Annotated in this window: 18 protein-coding genes; 2 read left to right on the forward strand and 16 right to left on the reverse strand. The window is 64.1% G+C overall.

Features of this window, described 5'->3' with window-relative positions; all coding sequences use genetic code 11:
* On the forward strand, positions 1-477 hold a 477-nt coding region (locus tag AC5DC2_RS07470; protein ID WP_491698059.1), incomplete at its 5' end, for an FAD-dependent oxidoreductase.
* 19 nt (positions 478-496) lie between these two features.
* On the opposite strand, the gene AC5DC2_RS07475 is transcribed toward AC5DC2_RS07470, so the two are convergent.
* The 5 genes from AC5DC2_RS07475 to yajC form a co-directional block, all read right to left on the reverse strand.
* Complete coding sequence (locus AC5DC2_RS07475; RefSeq protein WP_024709181.1) at positions 497-919, reverse strand: hypothetical protein; 423 nt, start codon at positions 917-919, stop codon at positions 497-499.
* A gap of 124 nt (positions 920-1043) precedes the next feature.
* Positions 1044-1895 (reverse strand): phytoene/squalene synthase family protein, encoded by an 852-nt coding sequence (locus tag AC5DC2_RS07480; RefSeq protein WP_491698060.1) that lies wholly within the window; start codon positions 1893-1895, stop codon positions 1044-1046.
* 37 nt (positions 1896-1932) lie between these two features.
* The gene (locus AC5DC2_RS07485; RefSeq protein WP_491698061.1) at positions 1933-2319 is read right to left on the reverse strand and encodes an Mth938-like domain-containing protein; all 387 of its coding nucleotides are present in this window, start codon (positions 2317-2319) and stop codon (positions 1933-1935) included.
* Between the two features lie 4 nt (positions 2320-2323).
* On the reverse strand, positions 2324-4888 hold the full coding sequence (gene secDF, locus AC5DC2_RS07490) for a protein translocase subunit SecDF (protein WP_491698062.1): 2565 nt from the start codon (positions 4886-4888) through the stop codon (positions 2324-2326).
* A gap of 168 nt (positions 4889-5056) precedes the next feature.
* On the reverse strand, positions 5057-5407 hold the full coding sequence (yajC, locus tag AC5DC2_RS07495) for a preprotein translocase subunit YajC (RefSeq protein WP_491698063.1): 351 nt from the start codon (positions 5405-5407) through the stop codon (positions 5057-5059).
* Between the two features lie 221 nt (positions 5408-5628).
* On the opposite strand from yajC, the gene AC5DC2_RS07500 reads away from it, so the two are divergent.
* Positions 5629-6498, forward strand: a complete 870-nt coding sequence (locus tag AC5DC2_RS07500; RefSeq protein WP_491698064.1) for an ATP-binding protein — start codon at positions 5629-5631, stop codon at positions 6496-6498.
* Between the two features lie 35 nt (positions 6499-6533).
* Here AC5DC2_RS07500 and AC5DC2_RS07505 read toward each other — a convergent pair whose 3' ends face one another.
* The 11 genes from AC5DC2_RS07505 to nagZ form a co-directional block, all read right to left on the reverse strand.
* Entirely contained in the window at positions 6534-8069 is a 1536-nt protein-coding gene (locus AC5DC2_RS07505; protein ID WP_491698065.1) for a peptidoglycan DD-metalloendopeptidase family protein, read from the reverse strand.
* A 166-nt stretch (positions 8070-8235) separates the two neighbouring features.
* Positions 8236-8889, reverse strand: coding sequence for a protein-L-isoaspartate(D-aspartate) O-methyltransferase (locus tag AC5DC2_RS07510; protein ID WP_024709310.1), 654 nt, complete (start codon positions 8887-8889; stop codon positions 8236-8238).
* A gap of 16 nt (positions 8890-8905) precedes the next feature.
* Entirely contained in the window at positions 8906-9661 is a 756-nt protein-coding gene (gene surE / locus AC5DC2_RS07515; RefSeq protein WP_024709309.1) for a 5'/3'-nucleotidase SurE, read from the reverse strand.
* A 9-nt stretch (positions 9662-9670) separates the two neighbouring features.
* Positions 9671-10954 carry a serine--tRNA ligase gene (gene serS, locus AC5DC2_RS07520; RefSeq protein WP_491698066.1) on the reverse strand — a complete coding sequence of 428 codons (1284 nt, stop codon included), beginning with the start codon at positions 10952-10954 and terminating at the stop codon, positions 9671-9673.
* 107 nt (positions 10955-11061) lie between these two features.
* Positions 11062-11892 carry a twin-arginine translocase subunit TatC gene (gene tatC / locus AC5DC2_RS07525; protein WP_491698067.1) on the reverse strand — a complete coding sequence of 277 codons (831 nt, stop codon included), beginning with the start codon at positions 11890-11892 and terminating at the stop codon, positions 11062-11064.
* Positions 11889-12449: a Sec-independent protein translocase protein TatB gene (gene tatB / locus AC5DC2_RS07530; protein WP_024709306.1), complete on the reverse strand. Its 561-nt coding sequence runs from the start codon at positions 12447-12449 to the stop codon at positions 11889-11891. Before tatB ends, tatC begins: the two co-directional genes overlap by 4 nt.
* A 45-nt stretch (positions 12450-12494) precedes the next feature.
* Complete coding sequence (locus AC5DC2_RS07535; RefSeq protein WP_024709305.1) at positions 12495-12701, reverse strand: twin-arginine translocase TatA/TatE family subunit; 207 nt, start codon at positions 12699-12701, stop codon at positions 12495-12497.
* A gap of 42 nt (positions 12702-12743) precedes the next feature.
* Positions 12744-13829, reverse strand: a complete 1086-nt coding sequence (locus tag AC5DC2_RS07540) for an ABC transporter ATP-binding protein (protein WP_491698068.1) — start codon at positions 13827-13829, stop codon at positions 12744-12746.
* Positions 13830-13882: 53 nt separating this feature from the next.
* Positions 13883-14593 (reverse strand): SMC-Scp complex subunit ScpB, encoded by a 711-nt coding sequence (gene scpB / locus AC5DC2_RS07545; RefSeq protein ID WP_024709304.1) that lies wholly within the window; start codon positions 14591-14593, stop codon positions 13883-13885.
* Positions 14590-15420 (reverse strand): segregation and condensation protein A, encoded by an 831-nt coding sequence (locus tag AC5DC2_RS07550; RefSeq protein ID WP_024709303.1) that lies wholly within the window; start codon positions 15418-15420, stop codon positions 14590-14592. The genes scpB and AC5DC2_RS07550 overlap by 4 nt, the downstream gene beginning before the upstream one ends.
* 5 nt (positions 15421-15425) lie before the next feature.
* Entirely contained in the window at positions 15426-16454 is a 1029-nt protein-coding gene (nagZ, locus tag AC5DC2_RS07555; RefSeq protein WP_491698069.1) for a beta-N-acetylhexosaminidase, read from the reverse strand.
* Positions 16455-16540 lie beyond the last annotated feature (86 nt).

Consider the following 16540-nt stretch of genomic DNA (forward strand, 5'->3'; position numbering starts at 1 on the left):
GGCCTTCAGGAGGCCGAATTCGCCCGCCTCGGCGGCCTGCACCGCAACACCTATCTGAACGCGCCGACGCTGCTCGATCGAACGCTGGCGCTGAAGGGCCGTCCGGGCCTCCGCTTTGCCGGCCAGATCACCGGCTGCGAGGGGTATGTGGAAAGCGCCGGCATCGGGCTTCTCGCCGGGCGATTCGCGGCGGCCGAACGTCTGGGACACGAACCCGTCGCCCCGCCGCCGGAAACGGCGCTGGGCGCGCTGCTCGGCCATGTCACCGGCGGCCATATCTCGCACGAGGAAGAAGGCGGCAAACGCTCCTTCCAGCCGATGAACATCAATTTCGGCCTGTTCCCCGAGCTCGAGCCCGGCGCGCTGATCGATCCGGAAACGGGAAAGCGCCCGCGCGGCAAGGCCAAGTCATCGGTGAAGAAACAGCTCGTCGCCAAACGGGCGCTGGAGGCGTGCAAGGCCTGGGTGGACGCCTGACGGGACTTTCCCGGGGAGGTCAGCGGGCGTTCAGCATCCAGGTCGAGACGTCCGCGGCGTCCTGTTCGCTCAGGAAATGGTAATTGCCGCTGAAGAAATCGCTCTCGGGGAAATCGACCTGAAGGCCGTTGGCTTCGGGCAAGGCGCGCAGGCGATACTCGCTCTGCCGGACGATGATCGCCTGCCCCTTGCCGCGCCGCGAGCGGTACATACCGACCTTGCCGTCGGCAAGCCTCAGGAAAAAGGTTTCCAGCTCGGTATCGCCGATGACGGAAGCGACCCGTTCGTCGGGATAGCTGCGGTTGAATTCGCGGCGCGCCCAGCCATGGGCTTCCTCAACCGTGAACCCGCCGTCTGATTTCTGCACTTTCGCGCGGCCGAAGAAATAGTACGCAACAATGGCGGCGACCACGGCAACGAGAAGCCATACCCAAGTTTCCATTCGCCAGCATCCTCCTGTTGCGACATTTGAGGCTCGATGTCCCGCAGAAATGCGCCTGATGGGAAAATCCGCGGGATCGGCCGAAAACGATCCGCGAGCCTGCGCCAGAGCTTCAAGATAGCCTTTAAAACTTACGAAACAGCAAAGCGCGCATCATCACAAGCTGCCTCTTCCACTGCGAAGGCCGCACCGTGTGTTCCAGCGCACTTTCTCCCAAAGCCTCGGCCTTTACAAGAATGTTCTCCGAGGCTGACATAGGAAGATAGGCCGGCGCAAGCGTTTTCGCGATCCGCCCCTCCGCCCTGAATCTGGCGAGGTGGGAAAGGCCGAACGCGGCGAAGGCGCGGATCGCGTTGCCGACCCGCTCGCGATCGCTGGCGATCAGGAAGCTTTCCCGATCAAGACCCGTGGCGGACAGGATTTCGGCGGGCACGAACACCTGACCGGCGGCCCTGTGACGCGGCAACAGCAGGATCGAACCGGCAACGGCCTGCGCCACGCCCGCGTGACCGGCGGCCGTCGCGGCGGCAGCGGCCGCCGTCGGGTCGAGCACGAGGCTCGCGAGCTGAATGAGCGCCGAGGCCGTTTCGCCGGCATAGCCTTCGAAATCCGTCGTCGTGTCCATCGGGTCGTCGTAGAGGTCGAAGATCCGCGCTTCGCACATGCGCGCCAGCGGATCGCGCGGAAGGTTGTAGGTCTCTATCGCCGCAAGAAGCGCTGCAGCCGTCGGGTTTGCCGCCGTCGATCCGTGGTCGGCGCCCTCGAGCAGGTCACGCCAGTATTGCAGCCTGACCTCCCCCGGCAGGGGCTCGCTGACGCGGTCGCGCACCCGGGCCAGTTCGGCATTGAAGAGATAGAGCGCGGCAAGGGCCGGACGCTTGTCTGCGGGGGACAGCAACGCGGCCAGATAGCGGTCGCGATCGGCCTCGCGCAGTTCGGCAAGCAGAAGTCGTTCGGTTTCGGCGTGATCGGTCACGCGCCTTGCTCCAGTGCGTTTGAGACCGTTTGTCGTTTCAAACGGCGATCAGCGCGGCGGCGACCGCGCGCTCTTCTCCGAGCAGAATGTTGTAGGTCCTGACCGCCGCCCCGGTATTCATCGGATCGGCGACGATCTTCTTTTCACGCAGGGCCTCGCGCAGCGGCCTGGGCAGGATCACCATGTCGAGGCCGGTTCCGACCAGCAGGACCTCGATCTCGTCAGCCTGGTCCAGCACCCGCTCGAAGGAAGCGATGTTCATCTCCTCGGGCGCGGTCACGTTCCAGCCATGGATGCCGGACGGCACGCACAGCAGCGAGCCGCGATGCGACATGTCGGCAAAGCGGAAGCCGCCATTGCCATAGGTGTCGATCGGCGCCTTGCCCGGAAAATGCGCCTCGCGAATCTCGATGCCACGCGCCATCGGCTCAGATCCCCGTCACGGTTCCCTGTTCCTCGGGCGCGCCTTTTTCCTCGTCCTTCTTCTGGAAAGTGTCCGGGCGGAGCTTGAAGGCGATCAGGATCGGCGCCGCGATATAGATCGACGAATAGGTGCCGATCGCCACCCCGAACAGCATCGCGAAGGTGAAGGAACGGATCACCTCGCCGCCGAAAAGATAGAGCGCGGCGAGCGCCAGCATCGTGGTCAGGGCCGTCAGGATGGTGCGCGACAGCGTGTGATTGATCGAGATGTCGAGCAGTTCCGGCAGCGGCATCTTCTGATATCGCCTGAGGTTCTCGCGCACGCGGTCATAGACCACCACCGTATCGTTCAGCGAATAGCCGACGATCGTCAGCACCGCGGCAATACTGGTGAGGTTGAACTCGACCCCCGTCAGCACGAAAATACCGATGGTCAGGAGCACGTCGTGGGCGGTCGCGATGATCGCGCCGACGGCGAACTGCCATTCGAATCGGAACCAGATATACATCAGGATCGCGATCAGAGAGGCGAGAACGCCGATCGTGGCCGAGCGGGACAGTTCGCCGGAGACGACCGGACCGACGACCTCGACGCGGACGAAATCGTAGCTGCTTTCGAGCGAGGAACGGATCTTGGAAATCGCGCTCTGTTCGGCATTGGCGCCGCCATCCTGCGCCGGGACGCGGATCAGCACATCCCTGTCGGAGCCGAATCCCTGGGCCTGCACGGCGCCGATATTGAGGTTGTTCAGGTCGGAGCGGATCTGGCCGATATCGGCGGGGCCGGATTTCGATTCCACCTGCACGACCGAACCGCCGGTAAAATCGATACCGAGATTCATCCCGTGCGTGGCAAAGCCGACAACGGAAGCCACCGTCAGGATCGCCGAGGCGGCGAAGGAAATCCTGCGGAAACTCATGAAGGAGAAGTTGATCCCGTCGAACATGCCGGTGCGGATGCCCTTCGGCAATTCCTTCGGACGGCGGCGGCGAACCCATTCGGAAATCATGAAGCGCGTCAGGTAGAAGGCGCTGAAGATCGTGGTCAGGATACCGATCGCGAGCGTGACGGCGAAGCCGCGCACCGGACCGGAGCCGAGGAAGAACAGGATCACGGCCGCGATCAGCGTCGTCAGATTGGCGTCGATGATGGTTCCGAAGGCCTTGCGGAAACCCGCATCGACCGACTGGACCACGCTTCGCCCGTTGCGTCGCCGCTCCTCGCGGATGCGTTCATAGATCAGCACGTTGGAATCGACCGCCATGCCGATGGTCAGCACGATGCCGGCAATGCCCGGAAGGGTCAGCGTCGCGCCGATGACGCTCAGGAGCGCGATCAGCATCACGATGTTGAAGAACAGCGCGATATTCGCGACCAGGCCGAACATGCCGTAGAAGACGACCATGAAGATGACGACAAGGCCCGCGCCGATGACGGAGGCGAGAACGCCCGCGCGGATCGAATCGGCGCCGAGGCTCGGGCCGACCGTGCGTTCCTCGACCACGGTCAGCGTCGCCGGCAGCGCGCCGGCGCGCAGCAGCACGGCAAGATCATTCGCGCCCTGCACCGTGAAATTGCCGGAAATCTGACCGGACCCGCCGAGGATCGGCTCGTTGATCACCGGCGCGGACACGATCTGGCTATCGAGCACGATGGCGAAGGGACGGCCGACATTCTGCTGCGTCGCCTGCGCAAAGCGCTGGGCGCCGCGCGAATCGAAGCGGAAATTGACGACCGGTTCGTTGGTCCGCTGGTCGAAGGCAGCCTTGGCATCGACAAGGTCTTCACCGGAAATCAGCGCGCGCTTTTCAAGCACGTAAGGCACCGGCGGATCGTCCATCGAGTAAAGCACTTCATCGCCTGCCGGCGGACGGCCCTCGATGGCGTCCTGCACATTCACCGATGTATCGACCATGTGGAAGGTCAGTTTCGCGGTCTGGTTCAACAGCGACTTGAGGCGCTGCGGGTCATCGAGACCGGGCACCTGGACGATGATGCGGTCGTCGCCCTGACGCTGGATCAGCGGTTCGGTGGTGCCGAGCTCGTCGACACGGCGGCGGATGACCTCGATCGACTGCTGCACGGCGGAGCGCATGCGGTAGTCGATCCCCTGTTCGGTGAGCGCAAGCCGGATCAGCCCGTTGCCGTCGTCATCGATGGTCACTTCCTGGAAAGTGCCGCCGTTCAGCGTGCCTGCGTTGACGTATTCGGCGAGCGGCTGCAGCGCCTCTTCGGCCGTCACATACTGGTCGGGATCGGTGATGCGCACCTGCGCCGTCTCGCCCGAGCCGGAGAGGCCGGTATAGCGTACCTGCGCCTCGCGCAGATCGGCGCGGACATCGTCGACCAGCGTGTTCATGCGATCGGTGACGATGTCGCTGCGGTCAACCTGCAGCATGATGTAGGAACCGCCCTGAAGGTCGAGACCCAGCGTGACCCTGCTGTCCGGCATCCATCCCGGAAGCTTCGCCAGTTGCTGGTTGCTGAGGAGGTTCGGCGTGGCAATGACCACTCCGAGCGCCACGACAAGCCAGATGAATAGGGTCTTCCAACGGGAAAAATACAGCATGGAGGTCTCGGTTCGTCGGTTTACACGAAGCAGACGACGCCTTTCGGCATCGTCCTTTCTATTCTCGGCCGGCCGGCCGGGACAATTCGGCCCCGGTTCGAGCTGTGGCAAAGCGATACCGGCCCAATGTCGCTTTTTGTGGGCGACATCGGGCCGGGTTCATGCTCGTCAGCTTTTCGGCTTGGTATCCTCGGTTTTCACCGGCTCGCCCTTCACGCGCACGTCGGACACATAGCTGCGCATGATCCGGACCCGCACGCCTTCGGCAATCTCCACTTCGAGTTCGCTGTCGTCGACCACCTTGGTAACCTTGCCGACGATGCCGCCGCCCGTCACCACCTGATCGCCGCGCCGGATCGCGGCCAGCGTTTCCTGTCGTTTCTTTGCCTGGCGACGCTGCGGGCGAATGAGCAGGAAATACCAGATCGCCATCAACGGCACGAACAGGAAGATCATTTCGAGACCCGATCCCATCGCGCCTGCGCCGCCCGCTGCCTGGGCGTAAGCCGTGCTAAACATGTTGTCTAAAACTCCTCAGACCATGAACGGGGCTCATGCCCCTTGGATGTGTCGCCGGTATATAGTCGGAGGCCAGTTCAATGCAACAACAGCCGTAAAAACAAGCGTGGTTTTTGGGGGGAAGCGATCATTTTGCCGTCATTTCGACCTTGCAAGCCCGTCAAAAACCGAAAAGCTGTGCGCCTTATCGTCTTTCTTTTCAATGTCACGGGAGTGCAGACTTGGACAAGACATCCGAAAGCGCGCTGATCGCCGAAGTCAGGCGCCTGGCCGACGCGCTGGAGCGCATGGGACCGGTCAGGCCGCGCGAGAACGACCTCGACGCCGCCGACTGTTTCGTCTGGAAGCCGGAGGAACGCTATCTCTCGCCCGTCGCAGCCCCCAGTCGCGTTCCCCTTGCCCTGATCCGGGGCGTCGACCATGTGCGCGACATCCTGCACGAGAACACGCTGCGGTTCGCCGAGGGTTTTCCGGCCAACAACGCGCTCCTGTGGGGCGCGCGCGGCATGGGGAAATCCTCGCTGGTGAAAGCGATCCACGCCGAGATCGCCCGCAAGCCTGCAATGAAGCTGAAACTGGTGGAGCTCTACCGGGAGGATATTGGTTCGCTCGGCGCGCTTCTCGACATTCTCAAGACGTCGCAGTACCGGTTCCTGCTGTTCACCGACGACCTGTCCTTCGATCATGATGACGCGGCCTACAAATCGCTGAAGGCGGCGCTTGACGGCGGCGTGGAGGGGCGGCCGGAAAATGTGCTGCTCTATGCCACCTCCAACCGACGCCACCTGATGCCGCGCGACATGATCGAGAACGAAAGGTCGACCGCGATAAACCCGTCGGAGGCAACCGAGGAAAAGGTCTCGCTGTCCGATCGCTTCGGTCTCTGGCTCGGCTTCCACAAATGCAGCCAGGACGACTATCTCGCGATGATCGACGGCTATGCCGCCCATTTCGGGCTTGAAGGCGGGAAAGACGCGCTGCACGCAGAAGCACTGACCTGGGCAACGACGCGCGGCGGACGTTCGGGCCGCGTCGCCTGGCAGTTCATCCAGGATATCGCCGGCCGCCAGCGCAGGCACCTTGGGGGCTGAGCCGAGGGCGGGCCCGACGGCCTGCCCCAAGACGATCAGCCGTTGAGATAGGGCATCGGGTCGACGGCCTTGGTGTTGTCGCGGACCTCGAAGTGGACCATCGGGCGCGTCGCCTTGCCGGTCATGCCGGAAGTGGCGATGGTCTGGCCGCGCTGGACGCTGTCGCCGCGCTTGACCTTCAGTTCCTCGGCATAGCCGTAGACGGTCACACGGCCGTCATCATGACGGATGAGGATGGCGTTGCCGTAATCGGACAGGCCATCATCGGCATAGACGACGACGCCGTTCTCGGCGGCCTTGATCGGCGTGCCCTGCGGCACGGAAATGTCGATGCCTTCGGAAAGCTCGTCGCCGTCCGGTTGGCCGAAGCCGACCACGACAGCGCCCTTCACCGGCCAGCGGTATGTGGCGATGCCGGTCCCTTCGGGGACGTCCTCTCCTGCGTCGCTGCGAACGGCAACTTCCTGGACGACAACCTCTTCCTGCTCGACTGCCGGCGGCTGATAGGGTTTCGGATTGCCTGACGCGGCGCTCTTCTGCTGCGTCTGCTGCGGCGCCGGCTTCTGCGCGGTCTCCACCGGCGTCACCGGCTGGGCCGGAGCGGCGCCGCCGGTCGGGATGGCAAGTTTCTGGCCGATACGGATATTGGACGAGGTCAGACCGTTGGCGGCCTTCAGCGAATCGACCGTGACGCCGTTGGCCTTTGCAATCGTATAGAGGCTGTCGCCGCTCTGGACGGTATAGACGTTGCCGCCTGCAGGCGTGCGCCCGTCACCGTTCTGGCCGGTCGATGCCGAGGACGTCGCGCTTGCGCCGGTTGCGCCGGCGCTCTGTTTTTCGCGGCTGCTCGGCGTGCTCGGCAGCACGGCGACGCGTTGATCGGGCACGTTGGACGGCGTCGGAACGGGGGATGCGGGCGGCAGGCCCTGGGCCTCGGCCGTTGCCTTGGCGGCAGACGACTGGGTGGAGACCAGCGGCACGAGCAGCACCTGGCCGGAACGCACCTGCGAGGCGCTCGTCAGCCCGTTGAGCCGCAGGATATCCTGTTCCGTCGCGCCGTTGCGCGCGGCAAAGGCGGCAAGCGTCTCGTCGGAACGGATCATGACGCGTTTGGTGGCGACATCCTGGGTGCGCGACGGCAGGCTGCTCGGCGCGCCGACGGTGGCCTGCTCGCGGCTGTAGGTCGCGGACGGATTGGCCGGCTGGGTCACGGCCGCGGTCTGGACCGGTTGCGGCGACGGCAGGTTGCCGCTCTGCACGGCAACCGGCGTCGTTGCCATGCGGGCGCCCGAGCCGGCGGTGGTCGCGGTATTGATCGGCTGACGGCTGACGACGGCCGATCCGGAATTCTGGGAGGGAAGCGCCTGGTAGCCGCCGCTTCCGACATTTTCCGGCGGCACCATCTGCCGGTATTGCGGAACGCCGGAGACCGAACCCGTCGTCATCGTATCGGGACTGCTGCCGAGCCGCGCGCTCTGTGAACTGCAGCTCGCGGCCATGATGGCCAGCGCCGAAACGAGCAGAATACGCTGTGTTGCCTTGCCGCCTTCCGGCACACCTGAAATACGCATGAACCGACCCTGTACGCTTGAACTCTTTACTGCACCGTTTTTAACCCTAACAGAGTTACCGTGCGGTTAAGGCGCGGGCGACAATGCGAAAAATCGGTTTGAAGAGGGTTCGGGGATACGGCCGGGCGACGTCTGCGAGGGGCAGAAACACCCTTTCCGGAAGGCTTCAGAACGCTTTCGAAAGGCCGCGCTCGGCGGCAAGATAAGGAACCTCGAACAGGTCCTGGCGCTCGAACCGGCTGCCGATCCGCGTCATGCGCACCATCAGGGGCGGCGCGCCCTCACGCAGCAGCGGCGCCATGATCACCCCGTTGGAAACAAGCTGTTCAACGCGCGCGCGAGGAATTTCCGGCAACGCCACAGTGTAGAGAATGCGGTCGAAGGTCCCCTCGCCGCTCAGGCCCTCGCGCCCGTCGGCCTGCCGCACCACCACACTCTTCAGCGAGAGATCCGTCATGCGCTTGCGGGCAAGGTCGGCGAGCGTGCGGTAGCGCTCGACGCTCAGCACCCGCTCTGCGACCCGCCCCATGATGGCAGCCGTATAGCCGGAACCGGTTCCGACCTCGAGGACGCGCTGGCCGGGCTTGACCTTGAGAATGTCGATCAGGCGGATGGCAAGGTCCGCGCCTTCCATGAAGGCGCCGCATTCGATCGGGATCGAGCGGCCGGAATAGGCATAGGGCGACATGTGCGAGGGCGTGAAGGCGGAGCGCGGCGTGGCCTCGACGGCGGAGAGAAGATCGAGATTGGTGACGCCGCTGGCCCTCAGCCGCATCACCAGGGCCGCAAAACCCTCACGTTCCTGAAGCTTCGTCGCCACCGTCCAACCTCGTCATCTACGCAAGCGCTTCTGCGATCCTGTCGCGAACCGCATGATCGGTCAAGTCGAGCTTCAGCGGCGTCACAGAGACATGATTCTCGCCGACCGCGTTGAGGTCGCTGTCATGGGCAAAGGCGCTGAGCCGCTCGCGGAATGTCAGCCAATAGTAAGGAAGGCCGCGCCCGTCCGTACGTTTCTCCACCGAAAGCCCCGACTCGAGCTTGCCCTGCGCGGTCACCCGCACGCCCTGAACCTCGTCCGGCGCACAGCAGGGAAAGTTGACGTTGAAGAACGTGCCTTCCGGCAGCTCCAGCGGCAACAGCTTGCGGATGAGCGGCAGGGCGTGGCGCTCGGCCACCTCCCAGGGAAAATGGCGGCCGTTGTCGTAGCGACCGGCCTGGCTGAGCGCGATCGACCGCACGCCCTGGAGCGTGCCCTCGATTGCCGCGGCGATGGTGCCGGAATAGGTGACGTCATCGGCCATGTTGGCGCCGGAATTGATGCCGGAGAGAATGAGATCCGGGGCATCCGGCAGCACTTCGCGCACGGCCATGATCACGCAGTCGGTCGGCGTGCCGCGCAGGGCATATTGCCTTTCGCCCATCTGCCGCAGCCGAAGCGGCTCGGACAGCGTCAGCGAATGGGCAAGCCCGCTCTGGTCGGTTTCCGGCGCAACGGTCCACACGTCGTCGGAAAGTTCCGCCGCGATCTTCTGGAGCACGGCAAGGCCGGGGCCGTGAATGCCGTCGTCATTGGTCAGCAGAATGCGCATGATCGTGCCTCACCCTTCCGCTTCGATCTTCGTCCTGCCGCCCATATAGGGGACGAGGACTTCCGGGATGGTCACCGAACCGTCTTCATTGAGATAGTTCTCGACCACGGCAATCAGCGCGCGGCCGACGGCCACGCCCGAGCCGTTCAGCGTATGGACGAAGCGCGTCGCCTTCTCGTCTTTCGCCCTGTAACGCGCATTCATCCGCCGCGCCTGGAAATCGCCGCAGACCGAGCAGGAGGAGATTTCGCGATAGGTATCCTGTCCGGGCAGCCAGACCTCGATGTCATAGGTCTTGCGCGCGGAAAAGCCCATGTCGCCGGTCGAAAGCGCCACGACGCGGTAATGCAGGCCAAGCGCCTGCAACACGTCTTCGGCTGCCGACGTCATCCGCTCCAGTTCGTCAAGCGAGGTCTCGGCATCGGTGATCGACACCATCTCGCATTTCAAAAACTGGTGCTGGCGCAGCATGCCGCGCGTGTCGCGGCCGGCCGATCCCGCCTCCGAACGAAAGCAGTAGGTGAGCGCGGTATAGCGCAGCGGCAACGTTTCGGCCGGCAGAATGTCGCCGGCGACGAGATTGGTGAGCGGCACTTCCGCCGTCGGGATCATCCAGCGGTCTTCCGACGCCTTGAACAGGTCCTCGGCGAATTTCGGCAGCTGGCCGGTGCCGTAAAGGGCGGCATCGCGCACCAGAAGCGGCGGGCTGACCTCCTGGTAGCCATGCTTTTCGGTGTGCATGTCGATCATGAACTGGCCAAGCGCCCGCTCAAGCCGGGCGAAGGCGCCGGTCAGAACCGTGAAGCGCGACCCCGAAAGCTTTGCCGCGCGCTCGAAATCCATGCCGCCGAGCGCCTCGCCGATTTCGAAATGTTCCTTCGGCGGATGGTTCCATGTCGGTTTCTTGCCCCATGTGCGGATCTCGACATTGGCATCCTCATCCTCGCCGACCGGAACATCGTCAAGGGGTATGTTGGGAATGCCCGACAGGAGTTCTTCGAGGGCAGTGCTTGCCGCGCGCTCCTCTTCCTCGAGCGTCGGCATCGCCGTCTTGATCTCGGCAACCTCGGCCTTCAGTTTCTCGGCAAGCGCGCTGTCCTTCCTGCCCATGGCAGCGCCGATCTCCTTCGAGGCGGCATTGCGGCGGGACTGCATGTCCTGCAGCCGCTGCAGAACGGACCGGCGCTTCTCGTCAAGTCCGACGATTTCTGCCGCAAGCGGTGCGGCACCGCGCGTCGCGAGCGCCTTGTCCAGCGCTTCCGGGTTTTCGCGAATCCATCTGATATCGAGCATCGTTCCTGCTTTCCCATGAAGAAAAAGGGCCGCCGGCGCGTCAGCGTCAGCGGCCCTCTTGTGCCCAACTCATCCCCAAAGCGCAAGCCACGCTTTGCGGATATCGCCTAAGTTTCGTCTTCAGGTTCGGAAGCGACGTTCTCGGTCTCTTCGTCCTTCTCTCGCCTGCGCCGCCGCTCAACCAGCTTGGCGGCATAGATCGCCACCTCGTAGAGCAGCACGGTCGGCAGCGCCAGACCGAGTTGTGACAGCGGATCGGGCGGCGTCAGAACGGCGGCGATGACGAAAGCGATGACGATCGCGAACTTGCGCTGCTTGGCAAGCCATTCCGCGGTGACAAGCCCCGCCCGCGACAGAAGCGTGGTGACCACCGGCAGCTGGAACACCAGCCCGAAGGCCAGCACCAGCGACATGATCAGGCTCAGATATTCCGAAACCTTGGGCAGAAGCGAAATCGCAACCTCGCCGCCTTCCGGCGCCTGCTGCATGCCGAGGAAGAACAGCATGACGACGGGAATGAGGAAGAAATAGACGATCGCGCCGCCGATGATGAACAGGACGGGAGACGCGACAAGGAATGGCAAAAACGCCGAACGCTCGTTCCTGTACAGCCCGGGAGCGACGAAACTGTAGACCTGGAAGGCAATCACCGGAAAGGCCAGCAGAAGGCCGCCGAAGAGTGAAATCTTGATCTGCGTGAAGAAGAATTCCTGCGGCGCCGTGTAGATCAGTTGCATCTTGTCGGGATCGAGGCCGGACCAGATCACCGCCCATTTATAGGGCAGGACGAGAAGGTTGAAGAGTTCCTTGGCAAAGGCGAAGCAGAGCAGAAAGCCGGCAAAGAAAGCGGCCAGCGACCATACAAGCCGCTTCCTGAGCTCGATCAGGTGCTCGACAAGCGGCTGCGGCTTGTCGTCGATATCATTTCCGGCGCTCATCGGCCGTTCCTCCGCCCGCCCGAGCGTCCCTTGCTTGATTTCGTCGGCCGCGCAGTTCCCTTGTAGCCGGCGCGGCGGCTCATCAGTCCGTCATCCTGACGCTTCGACACAAGCTCCGTCGCCTGTTCCTCGTCTTTGCGGACGGCCTTCTGGAAAACGTTCTCCGGCGTGAAAGCCGGCTGGGAGCCGGGCGTCGGATAGGAGGCTTTCGGCAGGTCCGGCTTGTCGGCGGTCGTCTTCGGCTTGTTTTCCAGCGATGTCGAAGTCTTCAGATCCGACTGGATATCGCGCGCCGTCTGGCGCAAGGGATTGACGGCATCACGCAACTGATTGGCGGGATTGAGCTTTCTCACATCCCTGATGGCGGAGGAAACGTCTTCCATATCCGCCTCTTTCAGCGCGTCATCCATCTGCGAACGGAAGTCGGTGGCCATGCGCCGCATCTTGGTCATGGTCTTGCCGAAGGTCCGCAGGACATGCGGAAGCTCCCTCGGGCCGACGACGACGACCAGCACGATCGCCACGACCAGAAGCTCCGTCCAGCCAATATCAAGCATTCACATTCTCCTGCGGACAGCCTTGAAGGGCTGCCCGGCGCCGTGTCAGCCCTGCTTGGTCTTTTCGTCTGCCCTGTGCTCGACGGTCTTGTCATTGTCCGACGGTTTTTCCTCGTCGTCGGAAATGCCCTTCTTGAAGCTCTTGATGCCCTTGGCGACATCGCCCATCAGTTCGGGAATCTTGCCGCGGCCGAACAGCAGGACGACAATCGCGAGAATGATCAGCAATTGCCAGATACCGAGATTACCCATGGCCAATTCTCCTGTTACCACTTTGTCTCAGGTGTAAGGGGTTTACGGTTGTTTTTCAAACATCAAAATCGCTTCATCGGCAACAAACAGAAAAACACGGCTTATACCTTCGGCGAGCATGCCGGCGCCGATGCTCGCTTCCACCACCCGGCCGCCCTCTTCAAGACCAAGAGTCAGATGTTCCGAGGTGCCGAGATAGCGGCGGCTGATCACGCCGGCCGCCACCGCGCCCGGCTGCTCCACCGTGGCCACGCGGATATCGCTGAACCTGACGGCAAGGGTCAGATCCGCATCGCTCACATTTTGCGGAGCGCGGCGCGCGCCGAAGGGGGTTTCGACGATGCCGCTGCGGGCAACGGCGTCAAACCGGTTGATTTCGGAGAAGAAGGACGCGGCGAAAACGCTGCCGGGGTGCAGGAAAAGCTCGCGCGCGCTGCCTGCCTGCACGAGCTCGCCATCCTTCAGCAGCGCGATCTGGTCGGCCATGCCCATCGCCTCCTCAGGATCATGGGTCACGATCACCACCGTCGCGCCGGTCTCGCGCAGAACCGAGAGCGTGTCGGCCCGCACCTGCTCCTTCAGGCGCGAATCAAGGCCGGAAAACGGCTCGTCCATCAACAGCACGGAGGGCTTGGGTGCGACGGCGCGGGCAAGCGCCACGCGCTGCTGCTCGCCGCCCGAAAGCATGTGCGGATACTTGCCCTCGTAGCCGGCAAGCCCGACCCGCGCCAGGGCTTCGGCCGCCGCCGACCGGCGCGCCGGCTTGGACAGATGCGTCAGGCCAAAGGCGACGTTGGCCGCCACCGTCATATGGGGAAAGAGCGCGAAATCCTGGAACATCAGACCAACGCCGCGCTGCTCCGGCGGCAAGAAGGCGGAAGGGCCGGCGACCTCGACGTCATTGATCAGCAACCGCCCGCCGCGCGGCACCTCAAGCCCGGCCGCGATCCTGAGAAGCGTGCTCTTGCCGGAACCGGACGGCCCGAGAAGGCACAGCACCTTGCCGGGAAAGGCCGTCAGCGACACATCGCGAACGACGTCGCGCCCGCCATAGCCATGGCGGATATGCTCAAAGCGCAATCGGGCGGCCGTGCCGCTTGCGCCTAGGTTCAGCGCCTGAAGGTTCATCGTCGCTCCAGAAATCCCGGTACGGCCGGTTCCGGCCGCTATTTTTCTAGAGCTTATTCATCATGTTTGCCGCCCGGTGTCAAAAGGCCGAGATCCTCCAGATCAGCGGCCTCCAGCGGATCCTCGTCATCGGCAAGGTCCTCGTCATCATTGAGGGGCAGCGGAATCTGGAAGCCGGGCGGGATGCGGCCGGAGAGGAGCCCCGCGCCCCGAAGCTCGTCGAGCCCCGGAAGATCGCGGATCTCCTCCAGGCCGAAATGATCAAGAAAGGCGCGCGTCGTGCCCATGGTGACGGGCCGGCCGGGGGTGCGGCGACGCCCGCGAAAGCGCACGAAGCCCGCCTCCATCAGCACGTCCAGCGTGCCCCTGGAGGTCTGGACGCCGCGAATTTCCTCGATCTCGGCACGCGTCACCGGCTGGTGATAGGCAATGATCGACAGGACTTCGAGCGCCGCGCGCGTGAGTTTGCGCGCCTCGCGCTCGCCGCGGTGGATGACGAAGGAAAGGTCGGGCGCGGTGCGGAAGGCCCAGTGATCCTCGACGCGCACCAGGTTGACGCCGCGATTGGCATAGGCCTCCTTCAATCCCGCCATCACCGAACGGACATCGATACCGCCCGGAATGCGCTCGGCGATATAGGCCTCGCTGACCGGTTCGGCCGAGGCAAACACCAGCGCCTCTGCGATGCGCGCAGCCTCAAGCAGCAGTTCCGGGCTTGTCGCGGCGATGTCGTCGGATCCGTCGATCTCGTCGTTGTCGCTCATTCGGCGGCCTCCCCCGATGCGGCGCCGGACTGCGGCAATCGGCCGCTGCCGCGCCGCATCAGGATGGGCGAAAACGCTTCCTCCTGCCGCAGGTCGAGCCGCCCCTCGCGCACGAGCTCCAGCGATGCGGCAAAGGTGGAGGCGATCGCCGTGCGCATTTCTTCCGGACGCGTGAGATAGCGCAGCAGGTAGCGGTCAAGCGCCGTCCATTCGCCGATCTCGCCGATCATCTCCTGCAGCCGCTCGCGCGCATCGGTCAGCGACCAGACGAGACGCTTCTCGATGGTCACTTCGCTGACGGCCTGGCGCTGGCGGAGGTTGGCATAGGCGTCGAGAAGCTCGTAGAGCGTCGCCGTATAGGCAGAGCCGGTCTCGTCGGGAATATGCTCCGGCGCGCCGCGCTGAAAAACGTCACGGCCGAGCCGGTTGCGGTTGACGATCTTTTCGGCGGCATCGCGCATCGCCTCGAGCCGCTTCAGCCGGTGGGCGAGCGTTGCCGCCATGTCCTCGCCCGAGGGCTCCGCGTCGCTCGCCCGGCGCGGGATCAAAAGCCGCGACTTGAGATAGGCGAGCCAGGCCGCCATCACCAGATAATCGGCGGCCAGCTCGATGCGGATGCGCCGCGCGCTTTCGATGAACTCGAGATATTGTTCGGCAAGCGCCAGAACGGAGATACGCGCCAGGTCCACCTTCTGCGTGCGGGCGAGATGCAACAGCAGGTCGAGCGGGCCTTCGAAGCCGCCGACATCGATCACCAGCACCGCCTCGCCCGCGGCGCGAACCTCGACGGTTCCGTTGGGGTCTTCCGGAAAGAAATCGTCCTGCACGCGCCTTACCCCCTCCCCGCAAGCACATCATCGAACCGGCGCGCCAATGCCGCAAGATCGCTGTCATCGGCCTCGGGCGGTTCGCCAAGCGCGTGTCCGGCCCGCGCCAGCGCCGCGCCTGCAAGCAGCGGCGCCTCGTCGGCAACGGCACGCATCTCGGCCATATCGCCATTGCAATGCAGGACGATGTCGACACCGGCGGCGGCAACCGCGCGCGCCCGCGTGGCGATATCGCCGGAAAGCGCATTCATCGAGATATCGTCGGAAATGATCAGTCCGTCAAAGCCGATTTCGCCGCGCATGACCTCTTCGACCAGCTTGCGGGATGCCGAGGCCGGGTTGTCCGGATCGATCGCCGCAAACAGGACATGGCAAGTCATCGCCATGGTGATCCCCCGGATCTCTCGAAACGGCCGAAAATCCGTCTCCCGCAACGCCGCAAGCGGGGCATCGACCACCGGCAGGCGCTTGTGCGAGTCGAGCAGGCCGCGCCCGTGGCCCGGCATGTGCTTGATCACCGGCCGCACGCCGCCGGCCTTCAGTCCCTCAGCCTGGGCGGTCGCAAGCGCGATCACCTGGTCCGGATCGCAACCGAACGCCCGGTCGGCGAGGAAGCCGGCGCCCGGTTCCGGCGGAATATCGAGCACCGGGGCGCAATCGCAATCGATGCCGGCGGCAACGAGATCGGCGGCCATCAGACGGCCGCTGAGAAAGGCCGCTTCGCAAGCCGCCGCCCTTGCGGTTTCATAAAGCGCGCCGATCGCGGACGCAGCCGGATAGTCGCGCACCAGCGGCGGCCGGAGACGGCGCACCGTGCCGCCTTCCTGGTCGACAAAGACCGGCGCATGCCAGCCGACGGCATCGCGCATGGCGTCCGTCAGCGCCTTGACCTGGGAAAGGCTCTCGACGTTGCGCCTGAACAGGATGAAGCCCCAGGGCTGAGCGGCGCGGAAGAAATCTCTCTCCTCCGCGCTCAGCTTCTGTTGGAGTGCGAGCGCTGGCTGTGTTTGCCTCTTGCGGGTGCGTTTGTCCATCAGTTCCTGCCCCTACCCTTTGATGTGACGCCCTTCCTGCCACTTCCTGCTTCCTGACACTTCCAACTCCATTCTCCCGCCGACTT

This window comes from Martelella sp., assembly GCF_984369615.1.

Coding starts and splice junctions, on each gene's coding strand:
- AC5DC2_RS07540 (WP_491698068.1), bottom strand. CDS start 13,829: ATGAACCTTCAGGCGCTGAACCTAGGCGCAAGCGGCACGGCCGCCCGA.
- secDF (WP_491698062.1), bottom strand. CDS start 4,888: ATGCTGTATTTTTCCCGTTGGAAGACCCTATTCATCTGGCTTGTCGTG.
- nagZ (WP_491698069.1), bottom strand. CDS start 16,454: ATGGACAAACGCACCCGCAAGAGGCAAACACAGCCAGCGCTCGCACTC.
- AC5DC2_RS07535 (WP_024709305.1), bottom strand. CDS start 12,701: ATGGGTAATCTCGGTATCTGGCAATTGCTGATCATTCTCGCGATTGTC.
- scpB (WP_024709304.1), bottom strand. CDS start 14,593: ATGAGCGACAACGACGAGATCGACGGATCCGACGACATCGCCGCGACA.
- yajC (WP_491698063.1), bottom strand. CDS start 5,407: ATGTTTAGCACGGCTTACGCCCAGGCAGCGGGCGGCGCAGGCGCGATG.
- surE (WP_024709309.1), bottom strand. CDS start 9,661: ATGCGCATTCTGCTGACCAATGACGACGGCATTCACGGCCCCGGCCTT.
- AC5DC2_RS07485 (WP_491698061.1), bottom strand. CDS start 2,319: ATGGCGCGTGGCATCGAGATTCGCGAGGCGCATTTTCCGGGCAAGGCG.
- AC5DC2_RS07475 (WP_024709181.1), bottom strand. CDS start 919: ATGGAAACTTGGGTATGGCTTCTCGTTGCCGTGGTCGCCGCCATTGTT.
- tatC (WP_491698067.1), bottom strand. CDS start 11,892: ATGAGCGCCGGAAATGATATCGACGACAAGCCGCAGCCGCTTGTCGAG.
- tatB (WP_024709306.1), bottom strand. CDS start 12,449: ATGCTTGATATTGGCTGGACGGAGCTTCTGGTCGTGGCGATCGTGCTG.
- serS (WP_491698066.1), bottom strand. CDS start 10,954: ATGCTCGATATCAGATGGATTCGCGAAAACCCGGAAGCGCTGGACAAG.
- AC5DC2_RS07505 (WP_491698065.1), bottom strand. CDS start 8,069: ATGCGTATTTCAGGTGTGCCGGAAGGCGGCAAGGCAACACAGCGTATT.